General features: G+C 57.0%; 12 protein-coding genes. 2 read left to right on the forward strand and 10 right to left on the reverse strand.

All coding sequences use genetic code 11. From position 1 onward, the window contains the following. Nucleotides 1-51: 51 nt before the first annotated feature. The 6 genes from EKL30_RS14460 to EKL30_RS19370 form a co-directional block, all read right to left on the reverse strand. The gene (locus EKL30_RS14460; RefSeq protein WP_126707929.1) at nucleotides 52-3,162 is read right to left on the reverse strand and encodes an efflux RND transporter permease subunit; all 3,111 of its coding nucleotides are present in this window, start codon (nucleotides 3,160-3,162) and stop codon (nucleotides 52-54) included. Continuing rightward, the gene (locus tag EKL30_RS14465; RefSeq protein WP_126707930.1) at nucleotides 3,159-6,266 is read right to left on the reverse strand and encodes a multidrug efflux RND transporter permease subunit; all 3,108 of its coding nucleotides are present in this window, start codon (nucleotides 6,264-6,266) and stop codon (nucleotides 3,159-3,161) included. The genes EKL30_RS14460 and EKL30_RS14465 overlap by 4 nt, the downstream gene beginning before the upstream one ends. 9 nt (nucleotides 6,267-6,275) lie before the next feature. Continuing rightward, entirely contained in the window at nucleotides 6,276-7,532 is a 1,257-nt protein-coding gene (locus tag EKL30_RS14470) for an MdtA/MuxA family multidrug efflux RND transporter periplasmic adaptor subunit (RefSeq protein WP_126707931.1), read from the reverse strand. A 235-nt stretch (nucleotides 7,533-7,767) separates the two neighbouring features. After that, nucleotides 7,768-8,520 carry a cell division protein ZapD gene (gene zapD, locus EKL30_RS14475; RefSeq protein WP_126707932.1) on the reverse strand — a complete coding sequence of 251 codons (753 nt, stop codon included), beginning with the start codon at nucleotides 8,518-8,520 and terminating at the stop codon, nucleotides 7,768-7,770. An 18-nt stretch (nucleotides 8,521-8,538) separates the two neighbouring features. Further along, nucleotides 8,539-9,177: a dephospho-CoA kinase gene (gene coaE / locus EKL30_RS14480; RefSeq protein ID WP_126707933.1), complete on the reverse strand. Its 639-nt coding sequence runs from the start codon at nucleotides 9,175-9,177 to the stop codon at nucleotides 8,539-8,541. An 18-nt stretch (nucleotides 9,178-9,195) separates the two neighbouring features. Then, nucleotides 9,196-9,981, reverse strand: coding sequence for an A24 family peptidase (locus EKL30_RS19370; RefSeq protein WP_126707934.1), 786 nt, complete (start codon nucleotides 9,979-9,981; stop codon nucleotides 9,196-9,198). A gap of 125 nt (nucleotides 9,982-10,106) precedes the next feature. Between EKL30_RS19370 and EKL30_RS14490 the strand changes: the two genes are divergently transcribed. Continuing rightward, entirely contained in the window at nucleotides 10,107-10,763 is a 657-nt protein-coding gene (locus EKL30_RS14490; RefSeq protein WP_126707935.1) for a hypothetical protein, read from the forward strand. A 52-nt stretch (nucleotides 10,764-10,815) separates the two neighbouring features. On the opposite strand, the gene EKL30_RS14495 is transcribed toward EKL30_RS14490, so the two are convergent. From EKL30_RS14495 to EKL30_RS14510, 4 genes are all read right to left on the reverse strand, one after another. Then, on the reverse strand, nucleotides 10,816-11,046 hold the full coding sequence (locus EKL30_RS14495) for a response regulator transcription factor (protein ID WP_126707936.1): 231 nt from the start codon (nucleotides 11,044-11,046) through the stop codon (nucleotides 10,816-10,818). Nucleotides 11,047-11,114: 68 nt separating this feature from the next. Continuing rightward, nucleotides 11,115-11,972 (reverse strand): pantoate--beta-alanine ligase, encoded by an 858-nt coding sequence (gene panC / locus EKL30_RS14500; RefSeq protein WP_126707937.1) that lies wholly within the window; start codon nucleotides 11,970-11,972, stop codon nucleotides 11,115-11,117. Between the two features lie 35 nt (nucleotides 11,973-12,007). Continuing rightward, on the reverse strand, nucleotides 12,008-12,886 hold the full coding sequence (locus EKL30_RS14505) for a ScpA family protein (protein WP_126707938.1): 879 nt from the start codon (nucleotides 12,884-12,886) through the stop codon (nucleotides 12,008-12,010). 8 nt (nucleotides 12,887-12,894) lie between these two features. Continuing rightward, entirely contained in the window at nucleotides 12,895-13,083 is a 189-nt protein-coding gene (locus EKL30_RS14510) for a DUF3460 family protein (protein ID WP_126707939.1), read from the reverse strand. Between the two features lie 150 nt (nucleotides 13,084-13,233). Here EKL30_RS14510 and EKL30_RS14515 point away from each other — a divergent pair, with 150 nt between their 5' ends. Then, on the forward strand, nucleotides 13,234-14,619 hold the full coding sequence (locus EKL30_RS14515) for a DHA2 family efflux MFS transporter permease subunit (RefSeq protein ID WP_126707970.1): 1,386 nt from the start codon (nucleotides 13,234-13,236) through the stop codon (nucleotides 14,617-14,619). Nucleotides 14,620-15,349: the final 730 nt, after the last annotated feature.

Raw genomic sequence — 15,349 nt, forward strand, 5'->3', positions numbered from 1 at the left:
TACAAATGCCTTTTAAACAGCCAATGCCCGTTACGGTCAGTCGTCAGTGGCTCATGCCCGCTGCCCATGCTGGACCAGGCCTTGGCGGCGTTTGCGCCCTGCCCATAGCCGAAAACGGTCCAGATAAAGATAGACAACCGGGGTGGTATAGAGCGTAAGAATCTGACTGAGAATGAGCCCACCGGCTATGGTCAAACCTAAAGGCCGGCGCATTTCGACACCCGCACCCGAGGCAAACACCAGCGGCAGCGCGCCGAACAACGCGGAAATCGTCGTCATCATAATGGGGCGAAACCGCACCAGGCAGGCCTGATAAATCGCTTCGCGCGAAGAAAGCCCATCGCGCCGCTCGGCCATCAAGGCAAAATCCACCATCATGATGGCGTTCTTCTTGACGATGCCTATCAATAAAAAGACGCCGATCAAGGCGATCAACGTGAATTCCTCTCCCGCCATGATCAGTGCCAGCAAGGCACCGATGCCTGCCGATGGCAGTGTCGACAAAATGGTGATGGGATGCACATAGCTTTCGTACAGGATGCCCAGCACGATGTACATGGTCACCAATGCCGCCAGGATTAGCCACGGCTGTTGGGCAACCGCTTGCTGCATGGCCTGTGCCGTTCCTAGAAAGCCTGCCTGTATCTGCTGGGTAGGCAGTCCGATGCGCGCGACCGCTTCGTCTATAGCGCGCGTGGCCTGATCCAACGACACATCGGGCGCCAAACTGAAGGAAATCGAGTCGGCCGCAAAGAGTCCTTCGTGGTTGACGCTAAGCGGCGCGTTGCCGATCTCGAATCGAGTAAAGGCAGATAAGGGAACGCGGTCGCCCGCGGCCGTGACCACCTCGACCCGCTTGAGCGACTCCGCGTCCTGCGCGTATTGCTCATCGACCCCCATGACGACATGGTACTGGTTCAAGGCACCGTAAATGACGGATACCTGGCGCTGACTGAAAGAATTATTCAATACCGACGCGATTAGCGACATGCTGACCCCCAGTCGTGTCGCCGCATCCCGGTCAATCACAAGCTCTACCCGTCGGCCCTTATCTTCGATATTGGTATCGACGTCAACGAGCTCCGACAGCCCTGCGAGTGCTTTCTGCACCTGCGGCATCCAGGTCCGAAGCAGCGCCAGGTCGCTGGCCATCAGCGTGTAGTCGTAAGATCCAGCACTATTCTGGCGACCGCCGACAAAAATATCCTGCTGCGGAACCAGGGTCAGACGCGCCCCCGGCACGCCGGTGAACTTGCCGCGCAAACGGTTGACGACATCGGTGGCACTGACTTTGCGCTCTTCCAACGGTTTCAACTGTATTTGCATGAAGCTGGAGTTGCTGCCGCCGCGACCGCCCGCATAGCCGCTCACGTTTTGAATCGCAGGATCCTGCAGCAAGATCTGCCTGAAGTAATCGAGCCTGGGGAGCATCGCTTGAAAAGAGGTACCCTGATCAACCCTGAAGAAGCCCAGTAACTGACCGGTATCCTGCTGTGGGAAAAAGCCCTTGGGCACAACCGTATATAGGTAAGCGTTGAGCCCGATCGTGGCTAATAGCAGCAAAATCATCAGGCGCCCGTGCGCCAGCGCCCAACCCAGCGAACGTTTGTAGCCGCTCCATAATGTTTCGCCCATGGCCTGAAAGATGCGAGTCAGGGCACCGGATGAGCGCGGCTTGTAAACCTTGGAGCGCAAGATGTGGGCGCACATCATGGGCGTCAGCGTAACCGACAGCACCAGCGACACCAGGATAGACACGGAAAGCGTGACGGCGAATTCACGGAATAATCGCCCCGGCAAACCGCCCATCAATAGCATGGGAATGAATACGGCAACCAAAGACAAGCTCATGGCCAGCACCGTAAAACCGACCTCGCGCACCCCTCGGATCGCCGCCCGCATGGGCGCCATCCCTTTTTCAATGTGGCGCATGATGTTCTCGAGCACCACAATCGCGTCATCCACCACGAAACCCGTGGCCACGATCAGCGCCATCAACGACATGGTGTTCAAGGTATAGCCAAACCACAACATCAGGCTGAAGGTGGTGATCAGCGATGCCGGGACGGCTACCGCAGGGATCAGCGCCGCCCGCAGATCGCGCAGGAACAGCAGCACCACAAGCACCACCAGGATCACCGCGATGATCAGGGTAATCTCCGCTTCGTGTAAAGAAGTTCGAATGCTCGGCGTACGGTCTTGCGCGACGGTCAACATGACGTCCGCCGGTAGCATGGCCTCGAAGGCCGGTAGCTGGGCCCGTATGGCGTCCACCGTTTCGATGATGTTGGCGTCGGCCTGCCGCCGGATGACCAACAATACGGCGCGCTGGTCGTTCAGAAAGCCGGTATTGAACAAATCCTCCACCGAATCCTCGACCGTGGCGACATCCTGCACGCGTATCGGCGAACCGTCCCTCCAGGCGACAATCAAAGGACGATACTGCGCCGCCTTGGTCAGTTGTCCGCCGGAAGTCACCCGCCAGTGGTACATATCGTTTTCAACGACGCCGTTGGGACGCATGGTATTGGCATTGGACAAGGCCATGCGGACTTCGTCCAGCGATACCCCGGCACTGTTCAGGGCTTGCGGATTCAGGGTTACCCGAATTGCCGGCAGCGAACTGCCACCGACTTCCACCTCCCCCACTCCAGGCACTTGCGCAATCTTTTGTCCCAGCACCGTGGAGGCAAGATCGTATAAGCGGCCTTGGGTCGAGGTCTTGGACGTCAGCGCGAGAGCCATGATGGGTGACGATGACGGATTCACCTTGCGATACGTAGGATTGCTTCGCAGGCTGGACGGAAGAATGCCGCGGGCCGCATTGATAGCCGCCTGCACGTCGCGCGCGGCACCATTGATATCGCGCGCCATATCGAACATCAGGAAGATGCGGGTTGAGCCCTCGGTGCTACGGGAACTCATTTCGGTCAGCCCCGCAATCGCACCCAACGACTGCTCAAGCGGTGTCGCGACGCTTGACGCCATGGTTTCCGGACTGGCGCCGGCCAGTTTGGCCGAGACCGATATCATGGGAAAATCCATCTGCGGCAAAGGCGCGACCGGCAGGAAAAAATAGGCGAGTCCCCCTGTCAACACCAGCGCAACGCACAGCAATGTGGTTGCCACAGGGCGCATGATGAAGAGGGTGAAGAACCTCATGGGGCGATCCCGCGGGTGGCTCCGCCGGGCTGGCGATACGCCTTGACGCGCCTGCCAAGCCGGTCGAACATCAGGTAAATAACGGGCGTCGTGAACAAGGTCAGAACCTGGCTGCACAACAGGCCGCCCACCATCACCAGCCCCAAAGGCTGACGTAATTCCGACCCGGAACCGGTAGCCAACATCAAGGGGATTGCACTGAACAAGGCGGCCAGCGTTGTCATCAGAATGGGACGGAAGCGTAACAGGGCAGCTTCGTGAATGGCTGCCAACGGACTCAGGCCGCGATGCCGCTCGGCATCGAGCGCAAAATCGATCATCATGATGGCGTTCTTTTTGACGATGCCAATCAATAAAATAATGCCGATGATGCCCATCATGTCAAGCTCAGCGCCGGTAAGCAGCAAAGCCAACAGGGCGCCTATCGCGGCGGAAGGCAAAGTGGATAGAATAGTAATGGGATGAATATAGCTTTCGTAGAGTATCCCCAAGACGATATACATCGTAGCCACTGCAGCCAATAACAACCACAGTGTGCTTGATAGCGAAGCCTGAAACGCCTTGGCGGCACCCTGATACTTCAGTTCGAGCGACGCCGGCATTTGAAGATCAAGTTGCGCCTGCCTTATGGCTTCGACCGCATCCGACAGCCCGGCGCCGGGCGCGAGATTAAACGAGATAGTGGCGGCTGGAAATTGCCCCAGCCGTTCTATCGACAAGAGCGCGTTGCTTTGACTGATACTGGCCACGGTGCTGATCGGCACGGGCGTGCCCGAGGACGTAGGAACGTAGATTCCGGCCAGCGACTGTGGGTTCTGCCGGAACTGCGAGGCCACCTCCAGCACGACCCGATATTGCGTGGATTGCGTGAAAATCGTCGATATCAGGCGCTGTCCGAACGCATCGTACAGGGCATCGTCAATCGTGGCGTTACTGATCCCTAAACGGGCCGCTGCATCGCGGTCAATGGTAAGCATGGTCTGCAAGCCGCTGCCCTGCAAGTCGTCCACCACACCGCTTAACTGAGGCAGGCGCCTAAGCGCATCGACCAACTTGGGGGTCCATTTAAGAAGGACTCCGTGATCGGGCTCCGACAAGGTCATCTGGTACTGACTACGACTGACGCGATCATCGACCGTAAGGTCCTGCACCGGCTGCATGAACACCTTGATGTCGGGCAACGACTCCAGTTCCTGACCTAATCGGTCAATGATCGTCTGGGCGTTGGCGTCACGTTCCGTGACCGGCTTGAGCGCGATTTGCAGGCGACCCGTATTTAACGTGGCGTTGGTGCCGTCGATACCTATGAAGGAAGAAACAGCGGCGACGTCAGGGTCTTTCAGGATGCGATCGACCGCCTGTTGCTGGCGCTGCGCCATGGAACTGAAGGACACCGTTTGCGGACCCTGGCTTATACCTTGTATCAGGCCAGTATCCTGCTGCGGAAAAAACCCTTTAGGAACCGCAAGGTACAGCACGGCGGTGAAGACCAATGTACCCAACGCCACCCAGAGTGTCAGGCGCTGATGCGCAAGCACCCAGATAAGCCCGCGATCATAGGCGCCCGTCAGTCTATCCATCGACGCCCCGGCCCAGCGCTGGAATCGCCCGTACTTCATTTCCGATTCAGGCTTTAATAGCCGCGCGCACATCATCGGCGTAAGCGTCAGCGAAATGGCCAGCGACAGCAAAATAGCCACAGCCAGCGTGATCGCGAACTCGCGAAACAGCCGTCCAATGACATCGCTCATGAAAAGCAGTGGGATCAACACGGCAATCAGAGACAAGGTCAATGACACCAGCGTGAAGCCGATTTGCGAAGCGCCTTTCAAGGCGGCCATCATGGCGCTTTCGCCCTCCTCGATGTGGCGCGCGATGTTTTCTATCATCACGATGGCGTCATCGACGACAAAACCCGTTGCCACCGTCAGTGCCATCAGGGTCAGGTTATTGATGCTGAAACCCGCCAAATACATGATGCCGAACGTCCCCACGAGCGAGAGTGGCACCACCACACTGGGAATGAAGGTTGCCGTCCAGCTGCGCAGGAATACAAAAGTCACCAGCACCACCAGCGCGACCGCCAGCAGCATTTCCATTTGCACATGGTCGATCGAATCGCGTATGGTCTGCGTTCTGTCGGTCGCCACCGCAACGTCGACGCCGGCAGGCAAAGCGGCCCTCAGCGAGGGCAGCAACGCCGTGACCCGGTCGACGACCTCAATGACATTCGCACCCGGCTGGCGTTGAATATTCAGCAAAATGGCCGGCGTATTGCCTATCCATGCCGCCTGCCGCGTATTTTCGGCGTCCTGCTGCGCTTGCGCAACGTCGCGCAAGCGCAGCGGCGCACCATTCTCGAACGCCACGATCAATTCTTCGTAATCGCGCACGGATCTCAATTGATCGTTTGCGTTAATCGTCGTGGAGCGTTCCGGCCCGTCCAGATTTCCCTTGGGCTGATTGACGTTGGCGCCCGTAATGGCGGTACGCAAGCTGGCGAGCGTCAGATTATGGGCAGCCAGCGCCTGGGGATTGGCTTGAATGCGTACAGCCGGGCGTTGCCCCCCCGCAATGCTTACCAGACCCACACCTGATATTTGAGACAGCTTCTGCGCTACCCGAATATCGATCAGGTCACGCACTTCGTACAAAGGCAAGGTGGGAGACGTTACCGCCAGACTGATCACTGGGGTATCCGCCGGGTTCACCTTGTTGTAAATGGGCGGCGCGGGCAGGTCGTTAGGCAGCAGATTCGACGCCGCATTGATCGACGCCTGCACTTCCTGCTCGGCGACGTCCAGAGCCAAATCCAGATCGAATTGCAACGTGATGACAGAGGATCCGCCAGAACTGGATGAGGTCATTTGCGTCAGACCCGGCATTTGGCCAAACTGTCGCTCTAATGGCGAGGTTACCAGCGCCGTCATCACGTCGGGACTTGCGCCCGGGTAGAGCGTGGTCACCTGTATGGTCGGGTAATCCACTTGAGGCAGGGCCGAAACCGGCAACAGCCGGTACGCCAGGAAGCCGGCAATCAGCAATGCAAGCATCGTCAACGTCGTGGCGACCGGCCGCAGGATGAAGAGACGCGAAAGATTCACAGTCCGTCCTTAGTGTGGATTGCCCGCGCCGCCCGCGGGCGCACCCGTTGCCACCCCGCCTGCAGCGGCGGGCGGATTCGGAGCCGGCGTCGCCACCTCTCCGGAGCTAACCTGTACGGTCGCACCATCCCGCAGGCGGTCCAGGCCCTCGATGACCACCCGTTGCCCTTCCGTGAGCCCCGATGTGACGGCGACGCGCCGTTCGTCCACCCGGCCCACGACGATGGGTTGCACGTACACTTTGCTGTTGTCATCGACCCGATACACAAATGCGCCGATCGACCCTTGCTGGACCGCACGGGTAGGAAGCACTAACGATTGATCCGTAGCGACGCGCAAACGCACATTGACAAACTGATTGGGAAATAGCGATTCGTCCTCGTTCGCAAATCGCGCTTTAAGCTTGACCGTGCCTGTGGCCACGTCGATCTGATTATCAAGCGACATGAGTTCACCACTGGCAATTTTTCGCAGATCGTCACGGTCGTACAAATCGACGGCGAGCGTCTTGCCTGCACGGATTTGTTCCAGGACGGCGGGAAGTTGCGCCTGCGGGAGCGTAAACAGCACCGAAATGGGCTGCGTCTGGGTAATGACGACCAGGCCGTCGGTGTTGGAGGCATTGACCATATTGCCCTGATCGACTTTCCGTAGACCCAGGCGACCCGAAATAGGGGCGGTGATGCGTGTGAAGCTTAATTGCAGCGTTGCGCTGTCAACGGCCGCCTGGTCGCTTTTACGCGAGCCCAACAGCTGCTGCACCAGCGCTGCCTGCGCGTCGACCTGCTGCTTCGCGATTGAATTCTGCTTGAACAGCAGCCGATAACGCTGCAGATCGCGCTGCGCATTCTGCAGCTGGGCTTCATTCTGCTTCTGCTGGCCCATGGCCTGGTCCAGTTGAACCTGATAGCTGCGCGGATCAATTTGCGCCAGAAGATCACCTTCTTGCACCTTCTGACCATCAACAAAGTTGATCTTGTGCAGTTCGCCATCCACGCGGCTGCGCACTGTAACGGTATTGAAGGCCGTGACGGTTCCTATGGCCTTGAGCGTGTAATCGATAGGTCCGCGCTCGACCGTCGCCACCTTGACGGGCACAATCATGGCGGGCATGCCGTTACCCGCGCCTGGCCTGCCCTTGGTCACCAGGGAGCCGGAATCTTTCGTGAAAAACCAGTAGGCGGCCCCGACGACCAACAGTAATACAAAGGCCCACAGCCAGCGGCCGCGTCGACCACCAAAAGGCGCGGAGCTTGATTCCGACATGCACAGTTCTCCGGTTTGAATGAAACAGCCGCCATTTTCGCCGATCGCGGCCGCCGGCGACATCAAAATTGCGTATTTGAAATGGAACGCAACAACAATTTCTGATTAACTAGCCGTGTCGCGCGGTGGAGAGTGCCGCGTCTTGGCGTTTTTACCGGCACTGGATGCATGGTCAGCGCGATCGGGCCAGCGACGCAGGATTGCATCGCGCAATGGATTTCCGAGGGAAATCCCGCTACACGTTACAACGCGCCAGCTTGAAAGGAATGTCGGTGGTGACTGGCTGCGGCTTCAATTCGCTGTCTTGCGACGCAAACCGCACCCAAATCACGTATTTGTTGGCGCTCATTTCGGGGAATACATTCAACGCCGCATCGACCCATACTCGCAAAAGCTGGAACAGTTTACCCCCCAGCATTTCCTGGTACGCGCCCTGTCGGGCGACGGCATCGATGACATCGCCGGAGTCCCGCAACAGCCGCAAAATCAGCGCAAGCCCCTTATACAGAGACATAAACGGCATGATCCACCTGCGTAAATCTTTGGTGCGCGCTTCGGCCGGTTTTAGTTGCCATGAAAAATACGAAGGCATATCCACCTGGGATGAACCGCCCGGCACCGATACCCTGCCGCGCAAGCTGGCCAGCCATTCGTTATCGCGCAATTCTTGGCCAATGCGGCCTTGCGCACCCAGTTCGCTGGAAGCCGTCTGGATTTCGGCAAGCATGGTATCGAGCATTCGAGGCTCTACCCCCGGATGCTGGCGCAATGCGCTTAATGCCGTACGCTGGCGCTCGAGATCCTGCAAGACCGCGCCACGCAAGTCGGTGCGGTCGCAGATATCCAGCAGATCGAACAATGTCGCAATCGTAATATGGTGATAATGCGCGTCATCGCCCTTGGCGAAAAAAAATAACCTGTCGAACAAATGCTCGACTCTTAGCAGAGACCGAACGCGCTCATTGCAAGGATATTCATAAAGAATCACGCGACCAAAAACCTTTTTTTAATGATTAGAAACGGCTGCTTGCGAGCCGCCTTGCAGCTGCGCTTGCCTGCACCAACTAAAGTGCAATTCGCGCGCACGGCGTTCGAGTTCTTCGATACTGGTATGCATGTCGTTAAGTACCACATCGTCAGCGACGGCCAGACGGGCTTCGCGCGATGCCTGAACGGATATGATACGCCCAATAGCTTCGGACGTCAGACCGCTACGCGCCCTGACACGTGCAATCTGCGTAGCAGAATCACAATCGACGACACAGATGCGATCGACCCGATCGCGCCAGCGCCCCGATTCCACCAATAGGGGAACAACGAACACAAGATAGCACCCTTCCGCCGTGTCGGCCCTTCGCTTTGTAACCGAGCCTATCATCGGATGAATGATGGCCTCGAGCTGGTGTCTGGCTTCCGGGCTGGCGAAAACCAGATCGCGCATCGCCTCCCGATCGAGCGCCCCAGTGGGAGAGATGACGTCTGGTCCGAAATGCTGGCGTATCGGTTCAATGGCTGCACCACCAGGAGCCGTCAGTTGATGAGCGATGACGTCGGTATCGATGACAGCGGCACCCCACGAGGCAAAGAAGTCGGCAACGCGACTTTTACCCGAGCCTATACCGCCTGTCAGGCCTATTTTGAACATGCTCGCGCACCTTTGCTGTCAAAAATACAAATGTACCTCAGACCCAAGCAAAAGCGCAGCCATTCCGCCCGCCCCCAGAAACGGCCCAAACGGATACGATCCGCTGGGACGCCAGGTTCTTTGCCGCAGCACCACAAATAGAACACCTGTAGAACAAGCGGCCAACACGACCCCGGCCAAGGGCTGCCAGCCCAGCCATGCGCCAAGAGCCGCCAACAATTTGAAGTCGCCATAACCCATACCCTCGTGCCCGGTCAACGCTTTGAAGATGCAAAACAGCGACCACAAGACGCCGTAGCCCATCATGGCGCCTGCCACCGCATCGGCAAGCACGACGCCGTGACCGGACCACGCCAAAAGCAGGCCCAGCCACATCAAGGGCAAGGTCAGCGAATCGGGCAACAAGCGGCTGCGCATATCGATCAAGGCAAGAGCCAGCAACATGACACTGGCAAGCACCATGGCGATCAAGTACAGAAGATGATGGCGGTGCAAGCTGTACAGAAGGACATATAAGCAGGCCATCAACATGGCACAGGGAATGGCAAATGGATCCCTGGCCATCGGGGCCGATGCGGCTTCAGGTGCGCGGATGCCGACGCCGCGAACCGTGCTGATCCACGGCCAATAAAGCCCCTGCAAAATAGCATTGCGCATTAACGCAGCATCGGGTGCGGCGCCAGCGGCGAGCGCCCTGACATACACATTGGCGATAAACGCTACACGCACCCCCACGAAGGCACCCAGCCCTGCCATCAAGAATAGCTGAACGGCCTGCCAAAGCATCCACTGTAATTTCAGCAAAATATGGGACCTCCGGCGAGCGCAATCGACCCGAGTTTCAAGAGTGCGTCATTAAAACGGCCGCTTACCGTGTGCACGATAAATGCGTAGAATGCTTACTGACCCTTTCGTCGACGGAAAACATTATGCCAGCCCTACCTTTATTTACTCGTATTCCATACTGCAAACCCGTTGGCATTGCGATGTTCGCCATGGTGTTAAGCGGCTGTGCCCAGCAGAAGACGGCAGGCTATTACGACACCCCGCACGACAACACAATGACCGACGCGCAGGCATATGCCCAGGGCCGCACGGGAACACGGGCTCCGTCGCAGATAAGACTGGGTTTTGGCGACGAGGAGGGTAAAAAACCTAAGTCGGCCGCAGAACCCGCTACCGAAGGCAATGCCGTCAAAGCCAGGCCATTAGCCGAAGCAAAAACCTTTTTAGGAACGCTGCCATGCCTGGTTAACACCCCGGCCTGTTCGGCCACGCGGATAACACTGACGATGGCGCCCGCAGGGCAATGGCGTGCGCGCACCGTCATGCTTGATAATCCTGGGGCCGAGAACGACATTATTCAGCAAGGCTGCTGGGCCGTAATTGGTACCAAGCCCTTGCGTGTAGTACTGCAACTGAAAAACGAGGCGACCAAAGCCAACTTGTCGTTCATTAACGATAACGTCTTGCGTGTCAACATGATCAACGACACCAAGCCGACGCTCGACTACCATTTGACCCGCCAGCAAGACATTGACCCTATCGACGAACTTGCCAGCGAACCCGCGCCGCAGTGCGACTGAGTCGAGCCAGGCCATCAAGCAAGTGCAGGGGGCATGGCAAGCCGGCCCTCCACTACGACGCTATGCGCTGCGACAATATGCAGCGCGCCAGTTCCACCGCATTCCTGACCTGCATCTTCTGAAAAATTCGCGCGCGATGGGCTTCGATGGTGCGTTGCGATACGCCTAATTCTGCCGCGATGATTTTATTTGGCTTGCCGAGTACCACGTAGTCCATAACGTCGCGTTCGCGGGGCGTTAGCACCGAGAACGGCGAACTTTCTGCATTTTGTACCTCATGCATACCAGTCTCCTTATCATTATCGATGAGGCATTCTGGCATAGCGAGCTGGGTAGGTCTGCTGTCAGTTCTTACAGATTGTCTGCCTGGATTTCCAGGTTATCGATCAGGCGCGTATTGCCCAGCTTCGCGGCAGCCAGAACGACCATCGGCTCGTGAGCGGCAATTTCATTAGCGGTAGGCGTTAGCAAGTCGCGTTGGCGGCGCAACGATACGTAGTCAACCTTCCAGCCGCGGCCACGCAGGTGCTCGATCGCTTGGCGCTCTAGCAGGTCTACATCGGTTTGGCCTTCTACCACCCGCTGTTGTAATGCCTTCAGGGTCGCAAACAATTGCGGTGCTTCGGCCCGCTGTTCTGACTCCAGATACATATTGCGCGACGAAAGGGCCAAGCCGTCCGTATCGCGCACCGTTTCGTGGGCCAGAATATTCACGGGCAGCTGAAACTGGCGACACATATTGCGCACCACCATCAATTGTTGATAGTCTTTCTTGCCAAAAACCGCCACGCTGGGCTGAACACACGAGAACAGTTTCAATACGACGGTGCTGACGCCGGCAAAAAAACCCGGGCGGAATTCGCCTTCCAGAATGCCGCCCAAATCCGGCGGCGGCAGAATGCGGAAGTTCTGCGGTTCTGGGTACATTTCGCGTTCATTAGGCGCGAACAACACATACACGTTGCGCTCGCGTTCAAGCTTTTCGATGTCCGAGGCAAGGGTGCGCGGGTACTGATCGAAGTCCTCGTTGGGGCCGAACTGCAAGCGATTCACAAAAATGCTCGCGACCACCGGATCTCCATGCTGTCTTGCCAGCTTCATCAAGGCCAAATGACCCTGGTGAAGGTTGCCCATGGTCGGCACAAACGCGACGCGTAACTGGCCCCGCAACTGGTCACGCAGCTCTTCAATAGTGTGAACGACTTTCAAAAAAATCTCCGCTGGGAATTGGCTTGCACCGTCGCTCAGGCGACGGCGCGTATATATGATAAGCGCACATAGATAGGCGCATAGGGCTCTGCCTGCGTAATATCGAGCAGGGACTCGCGAGCAAGCTCCAGCATAGCCAGGAAGTGTACGACCAGAATCGCCGTCGCATCGCCTTGATTGACACGCTCGGAAAAAAGTTCCGTGAACTCCATGAAGCGTACGTCGCTAAGGCGACGCAGTATTTGACTCATGTGGTCGCGTACCGATAACTGTTCTCGCGTGATGCGATGATGCTGATTAAGTTTCGCGCGTCGCATGATGTCGAGCCAGGCATTACGCAAATCGTCCGGACTAACGTCGGGCAGCATCTGCTCGAACTCCAGGTCCATGAAAGCGTGGGGGCGCTGGAAGTCGCGGCCCAATTGGGGCAGCGTGTCCAGCTTGCGGGCAGCCAGCTTCATTTGCTCGTACTCGAGCAGGCGCCGGACCAGTTCGGCACGCGGATCATCGATTTCTTCACCGGTGTCGGCTTTTTTCACTGGCAGCAACATGCGCGACTTGATTTCAATAAGAAGCGCCGCCATCAACAGGTACTCACCGGCGAGCTCAAGATTGTGCTTGCGGATTTGGTCTACGTAAGATAAATACTGCTTGGTGACCTCGGCCATCGGAATATCAAGGACATTGAAATTCTGCTTGCGGATCAAATACAACAACAGATCCAGCGGCCCTTGAAAGGTTTCAAGGAAAACTTCCAGGGCATCAGGCGGGATATACAGGTCTTGTGGCATGGCGAACAAAGGCTCGCCATAGAGGCGAGCCAAGGCCACACTGTCAACCACATCGGGTGTGCTGTCTACTGCCGGTTCGACCAGAGCGTCGAGCTCTCGGGCCCGAACCTTAGACAAAGACATGAAAACGCTTAATTGGTTTGATAAACGTACGGCTTTTGCGGAAGCCGGCCAGCGCGGAAGCCTTCCTGCGATTCTGGATCGATCTGCTTGTCCCACAACCGTGCGCGACCCTCGCGCTGCCGCGCTTCAGTGTCGGGATGCTCGGTTTTGTATTTTTTTAGGAATTCCGTGAATTCCGATTCATAATTCTTTGCCATAATGCTTGCTTACCAAATCTGGTTAACCGACGAGACTAAAGTTTACTTCACTCGAGCTGAACTGAGTGCCTGATGCCACCTTATACTGCAGCACAGACTTCCATTTCGCCCAGTTCGCCGTTGTCCGCGCGTGAACGACGCGCCATCCGCATGATACCGTTTATTGTCGGATGCGCCCTGTTCATGCAAATGCTGGACTCAACAGTGGTGGCGACCGCCTTGCCCGCCATGGCCCTGTCGTTCGATACCTCTGTTGTACGTATGAACGTTGCCATTACCAGCTACTTGCTGGCCGTAGCCGTGTTTGTGCCGGTAAGCGGCTGGGCGGCTGACCGTTTCGGTGCAAGACGAGTTTTTATTGCCGCTATTCTGCTGTTCACGGCAAGCTCCATTGCCTGCGCGGTCTCGCAAACCATCACACAGCTGGTGATCGCCCGAGTCGTTCAGGGACTAGCAGGCGCAATGATGGTTCCCGTCGGCCGTATTATTCTATTACGCAAAATACCCAAGACCGAACTGCTCAAGGCCATGGCATTTTTGTCGCTGCCGGCGCTGCTGGGGCCTATTATTGGGCCGCCGCTAGGTGGTTTCCTGGTCACCTATGCCTCGTGGCACTGGATTTTCCTGATCAATATTCCAGTGGGTGTACTGGGCATCGCGCTGGTGTTGTATTACATACGCGACGATTACCCTGTTAGCGCAAATCGGCTCGATTGGGTCGGCTTCATTCTTAGTGGGGTAAGCCTGGCCACGCTGGTTTTCTCGTTCGAAGCCTTGGGTCATCAGTCTATGCCCTTATTGCAAATGCTGGCCCTGGCTGGCACGGGCCTGGTTTGCGGGGTGCTGTATATATGGCACGCCAAGCGCACGCCACACCCGATCATCGATTTATCCCTGCTGCGTATTCCGAGCTTCGCGATTGCGACGCTGGGCGGTAACCTGTGCCGCTTTGCCATCGGAGCAAGTCCTTTTCTGCTGGCGATATTGTTGCAGGTGGGCTTTGGTTTATCGCCTTTTTCGGCGGGCATGATCACGTTTACTGCCGCGGTTGGGGCCATGCTGATGAAGCTAGTGGCAACGCCGATTATTCAGCGTTTCGGCTTCAAGCGCGTATTGATCATTAATGCGATATTGACGGGCATTTTTATTGCTCTGTGCGCGCTTTTCCGCGCCGATACGCCGATCTGGATCATGGCGCTTATCCTGATTATCGGTGGCTTCTTCCGTTCGCTGCAGTTCACGGCGGTGAATACGTTAACTTACGCTGATTTAAACTCCCAGGATATGAGTCGGGCCAGCAGTTTCGCGGCGATGGCGCAGCAGTTAGGGATTAGTCTAGGTGTAGCGTGCGCGGCGGTGACATTAAATGTAAGTATGAATTGGCGCGGGGGTTCAGAGCTGGAGCTGATCGACATTATCTGGGGCTTTATCGTGATCGGTCTGATTACGGCTGCGTCGGCGATTTCGTTCTATCGGCTGCCTTCTGATGCTGGGGATCATTTGCATCAGAATAAACGGACGAAAGTTGCTGTCTGATTTTGGCCGGTTGGGGTTCGTTCTTAACTGATGTCTGTGGCTTATGCTTTTTGCGCTCTTAAACTATGCCTGTGACTTGTGCGGATGCTCTTTGGGTTCTTAACCGGTGCTCGCAGCTGACGCGAGTGCTTTTTCGTTCTTTACCGGTGTCTGCGCTTGGCGCCGGGGCTGGCTCAATGCGTTTGCGGTCCCGTTTCCGGGACTTCCCGGGCAAGCAGTTCAGGTCGGGCGCCCGCGAACTCGCGAAACGGATAGCCACTGGCTATCCGTAAGCGTCTCGCTCACACAGCGCGGTCTTGTCTCCCAACCTGACCCGCCTGCCCGGCGCACGCTTACTTCGCCTACCCCGGCGCCAAGCGCAGACACCTCGCCTTACGAGTCAAGTCACGGCCTAAACCCGTTCTTGCGTCACGGCCTAGACGCCGAAACCTCAACTCACGGGCCATGCCAAGACCTGGACCCGACCCCAGGTCAATTACCCAATTCGCACGATCATCATTGCCACAAGGTGCAGAGGGTTCGCGGGGGCTGGGCGAAAGTTTGAGCAAGCCGGCCGGGCCGCTGGCGTCGGGGAAGAAAGGGCGAAGCTGTTTGAGTGGGGCGCTTGTCAAGGGAGTGTCAGAATTTTTGTGTTTGGGCGGTTTTGATAAATCATTGATCCGCCTGTTTTCCGTACAACTGAGAGTCTAGCTGGCCATAGCCTTGCGTGAATCGATCCTCGTATAGGATA

It is taken from the genome of Candidimonas sp. SYP-B2681, from assembly GCF_003971065.1.
Taxonomy (GTDB): Bacteria; Pseudomonadota; Gammaproteobacteria; order Burkholderiales; family Burkholderiaceae_B; genus Pollutimonas.